Annotated in this window: 5 protein-coding genes; 3 read left to right on the top strand and 2 right to left on the bottom strand. The window is 68.6% G+C overall.

Annotated features, from left to right (window positions below):
* Positions 1-29: 29 nt before the first annotated feature.
* Complete coding sequence (locus AX669_RS11235) at positions 30-446, bottom strand: ATP-binding protein (RefSeq protein ID WP_006947063.1); 417 nt, start codon at positions 444-446, stop codon at positions 30-32.
* Positions 447-694: 248 nt separating this feature from the next.
* Here AX669_RS11235 and AX669_RS11240 point away from each other — a divergent pair, with 248 nt between their 5' ends.
* Complete coding sequence (locus AX669_RS11240) at positions 695-1,249, top strand: VOC family protein (protein ID WP_062258487.1); 555 nt, start codon at positions 695-697, stop codon at positions 1,247-1,249.
* 85 nt (positions 1,250-1,334) lie between these two features.
* Here the strand turns inward: AX669_RS11240 and AX669_RS11245 are convergent, their stop codons facing one another.
* On the bottom strand, positions 1,335-2,255 hold the full coding sequence (locus AX669_RS11245; protein ID WP_231729585.1) for a glycerophosphodiester phosphodiesterase family protein: 921 nt from the start codon (positions 2,253-2,255) through the stop codon (positions 1,335-1,337).
* Between the two features lie 348 nt (positions 2,256-2,603).
* Here AX669_RS11245 and AX669_RS11250 point away from each other — a divergent pair, with 348 nt between their 5' ends.
* Positions 2,604-3,671, top strand: coding sequence for an enoyl-CoA hydratase/isomerase family protein (locus AX669_RS11250; RefSeq protein ID WP_062258489.1), 1,068 nt, complete (start codon positions 2,604-2,606; stop codon positions 3,669-3,671).
* 330 nt (positions 3,672-4,001) lie between these two features.
* Positions 4,002-4,166 carry a 50S ribosomal protein L33 gene (rpmG, locus tag AX669_RS11255; RefSeq protein ID WP_062258491.1) on the top strand — a complete coding sequence of 55 codons (165 nt, stop codon included), beginning with the start codon at positions 4,002-4,004 and terminating at the stop codon, positions 4,164-4,166.
* The last annotated feature ends 245 nt before the right edge of the window (positions 4,167-4,411 follow it).

Raw genomic sequence — 4,411 nt, forward strand, 5'->3', positions numbered from 1 at the left:
GCGGAGGCGGCCTGCCCGAGCTTGCGAGGTCAGGCGCGCCTGCGCGACGGGCCGCCCAAACTGGCCCACACCGTGCGGCCGTTGCGTTCGTCGCTGACGCCCCATTCGTGGGCGAGGGAGCGGACGATGCGCAGGCCGCGGCCAGAGTTGACCCATTCACTCTTGGGTTTGGGCATGGGGATGTCGTCGCCGCCGCCGTCGGTCACTTCGATCTCGACGCGCGGGGCGCGCACCTTCCAGTGCACGCGGATGCTGCCGTCGGGCAGGGGCTTGGCGTGGCGGATGGCGTTGGTGACGAGTTCGCTGACGACGATCTCGCATTCGCCGATGACTTCGTCGCTGATCTCGCCGTCGGAGAGGTCGTCGACAATGGTGCGGCGGATGCTGGGCACGGATTCGAGCGTCCAGTCCAGGCGGACAGTGCGGACGCGGGCGTCGCTCGACATGTCGTGGCTACCTCGTGCGGTCGGACCTCGCGGGGCGGGGTGGTGTTCAGCGTTCGTTCAACCTTGCCACACATCGCAACGGGCGTGGGGTTGGGTGCGCGGCCCCACGGGTGCGCCGCGACGAATCCGAGCGAAATGGGTGACTTCGAGCGCTCTGCCGCTCGTATCCGCCCATTTCGCTCGATTTCATGACCGCCGAGCTGGACAGAAGCGTGCAGGATGCGCGGCTCGGGCCTACGGTCGACGACATGAGCGACCACGACACCAGCGCACCCACATCACACCCCCTGCCCCGCGGCATCCAGCACATCGGCGTCACCGTGCCCGATCTCGAGGCCGCCACGCGTTTCTTCGTCGACGGTCTCGGCGCGAAGGTGGCCTACGACGGGTTGAGCACCGACGACGAGCCACGCAGCGGCGACGAGGTCGAGCGGCAGCTCGGGCTGCCGCGGGGCGCCGCGATCCACAAGCAGCACATGTTCGTCATCGGCGAGGGCCCGGGCCTCGAGGTCTTCGAGATCAGTGGCGAGCAACGCGCCGCGGCGGGACTCGCCGACTTCGGACTCAAACACATCAGCTTCTACTGCGACGACATCGACGGCTCGCTACAGCGCCTCGTCGACGCCGGGGGCATCGCGCTGTCGGAGGTGCACGGCAACAGCTGGTACGAGGATTCGCCGGGCAACGGCAGCGTCTACGTCAAGGCGCCGTGGGGCATGCTCATCGAGCTGCAGACGATTCCCAACGGCCACTACTGCCCCGACGACTCCGAGTCGGAGGTCTGGATGCCGCAGCCGCGGTGATGTGCCACGTCAGCACGTCTGACCGCGTCGCACCCCCACGCGCCCCGATACAGCAGGGCTGCGGCTCCCTCCGTGTCGCCTGCCCTCAGCCCCAGAACGCCTCTCGAGCTTTGAGCGCCTTCTTGGGCTTGTTGGTGATGATGGCGTCGACACCGTTGCGCAGGCAGCGTTGGATGTCGTCGGGGTCGTCGACCGTCCACACGTGCACCTCGTGTCCGCGTGCGTGCTGTTCGGCGACGAGGCCCGGGTTGCGGCGCAGCATGCCGACGCTCATCGCCGCGATTGAGATGCCGGGCGGCAGTTGGCCGCCGCGGATGCGCTGCGGCACGACACCCTCCATGAGCCACGCGAGCGGCACCTGCGGCGCCAGCGTCGTCATGCGGGAGACGGCGGGCAGCGAGAACGACATGACGCGGACGTTGCAACGCGACGGGTCCGGCGTGTCGAGGCCGAATTCGGCGAGCGCGCGCGCCAGTTCTTTCTCGACGCGTCCGGTGTGCTTCGACGGATGCTTCGTCTCGACGGCGAGGTCGACGCGGCGCCCGGCGTCGAGCGTCGTGCGCAGCAACTCCTTGAACGTGAGCAGGCGTGAGCCGCTGCGGTCGGCGATCTCCCAGTCGTCGTCGGTGTCGTCAGATTCGAGACGCGCCTTCCACGACCCCCAATCGAGGCCCTCGAGCTTTGCAAGCTCCAGGTTCGAGATCGCGCCACGCCCGTTCGACGTCCGCTTCGCCGTGCGATCGTGCACGCAGACGAGATGGCCGTCAGCGGTCAGCCGGACGTCACACTCGAGCGCGTCGGCACCGACGCGGATGGCGCGTTCGTACGCCTCGAGCGTGTGCTCCGGCTCGTGGTGCGACGCCCCGCGATGCGCCACCACCTGCGGGCGCTCACCGGACAGCGTCGGCAGATCGAGCGGCGCGACGGCTGGGCGAGCCGCGCGATAACCGGCAACGAGCGCCTTGGTCGGGCGCGGAACGGCAAGACGAGACTTCGACGAACTCACCACTACATCCCTACCCCCCGCGCATGAATAGCGGGTTAATGAGGCGCCACTCGTCCGCACCACAGACGCTACGGTCTCGGCGCGTGGCTCTCATTCGTGAACGCACCTCGCGGGCGGGCCACCGCTCCTCGCGGTTCGTCGCAGGCGCGCAGTCCGCGGCGCGCGCCTCTCGCGTCGGCCGGCAACGGTCGGCGATCTGGCGATTCCGACGGGTGGGGGCGCGTCTCGTACGTGCCAACACGCTCGGCGCTCCCTCCCTTTCCGCGGAATGGCGGGGTTGTCGGGCGTGGAGGTTATGGTGACCGGGATCACCAGCCGCACTGGCCGCACCCGCCCGAGGAGGCGCGCATGCCCGACACGACGACCGACGATTTCACCGAGACCGCGACGCCGGACGTCCTCGTCGCCCGTCGCGGTTCACTCGCGCGCATCCTGCTGAACCGGCCCAAGGCCATCAACGCGCTCACGACCGACATGGTGAACGCCGTGAGCGCCGCGCTGGAGCAGTGGCGCGACGACGACTCCGTCACCGCCATCACGATCGAGGGCGCCGGCGAGCGCGGCCTGTGCGCGGGCGGTGACGTGCGCAGCGTCCGTGAAGCGTTCGTCGACGGCGACGGCGAGCGCGCGTTCGAGTTCTTCCGCGACGAGTACCGCATGAACGCGCTCATCGCCGACTACCCGAAGCTCATCGTCAGCCATCAGGACGGCATCGTCATGGGTGGCGGCGTCGGCATCTCGGCGTTCGCCGGGCTGCGCGTCGCGACGGAGCGCACGAAGGTCGCGATGCCCGAGACGATCATCGGATTCTTCCCCGACGTGGGCGCGCTCTACCTTCTCTCGCGCGCGCCGGGCGGCACGGGCGCCTACCTCGCACTGACAGGCACGACGGTTGGTGGCGCCGACGCCTGCTACGTCGGGCTGAGTGACGTCGTCATCGAATCCGACTCGTGGGCAACGGTTCTCGAGCGTCTCGCCGAGGGTGCTGACGCTGACGCAGCCGTTGCGCGGCTCGCGTCTTTCGATGCCGCTGGCAATGCACCTCTCGGTGCGCAGCGGGCTTGGATCGACGAGGCCTTCGGCTCCGGCGAGCATCTGCGCGCGCCGTCCGAGGTGCTCGAGACGCTGCGTACGTCCGACGTCGAGGCCGCACGTGAGGCGGCCGGCCTGCTGACGCAGCGTTCACCGTTGTCTGTCGCCGCGACGGTCGAGGCGATGCGGCGCGCGGCGGGCATGGACTCGGTGCACGAGGTGCTCGCTCAGGACATGGTGCTCGCGCGCGGCCTCATCGAACACGGCGACTTCGTCGAAGGTGTGCGCGCGCAACTCGTCGACAAGGATCGCCAGCCGATGTGGTCGCAGGCCTCGTTCGACGAGGTCAGCGGCGCCGATGTCGCGCGCTTGTTCGAGGGCTGAGCCCTCGGCGGGACGCCGGTGGGGCACTCATGGCGTAGCCGGGGCCTCGTCTTCGCACTGGCGTGCACCCATCTGCGATTCTTGTCCACATTCAACGGCCATTGCGACGCCGCCCCCGATGGAGGCAGTTGTGATGGTCACGAGCGCGTCGCATCCCCGGTGCTCGCGCAGGATGGCGGGCAACTCACACTTGGCGCGCCACTTCCCGCCCACTCATGAGTTACTCGCCATCTCGTGCGATTGCCACGTACCCCAACGCCACGCCCGCCTATATGGGAATGATTCTCACTAAAGGGATGTTGAACCCACCGTCGAACGAAGGAGAAGACCATGACCCGCACGACGAACCGCCCGAAGATCACCCTGCGCTCCACCGCGGGCACGGGCTACAGCTACACGACGCGCAAGAACCGCCGCACGACGCCCGACCGTCTCGTGCTGCGCAAGTACGACCCGGTCGCGGGCCGCATCGTCGAGTTCACCGAAGCCCGCTGACCTCGTAGGAGCAGGCGTCAGACAGCCGAGGAGCGAAACCTCGCTCCTCGGCTGATGCGCGCCCCCGCTCCTCGAACGGCAGACCCGGTCCTGCACATGGCCGAGGCCAGCCCTAACGCACTCTCTTAGCTCTTTCTCAGCCACGCGGTGATGAGGTCTAACCATTCACCACCCAGGCGAGCACCCGGTGGATGCTCGCTCGCCGAGAGAGGCCATTCATGTCGTCCGTCGTCGCCACCCGCCCC

This window comes from Dermacoccus sp. CCH2-D9, assembly GCF_001556795.1.
Lineage (GTDB): Bacteria > Actinomycetota > Actinomycetes > Actinomycetales > Dermatophilaceae > Dermacoccus > Dermacoccus nishinomiyaensis.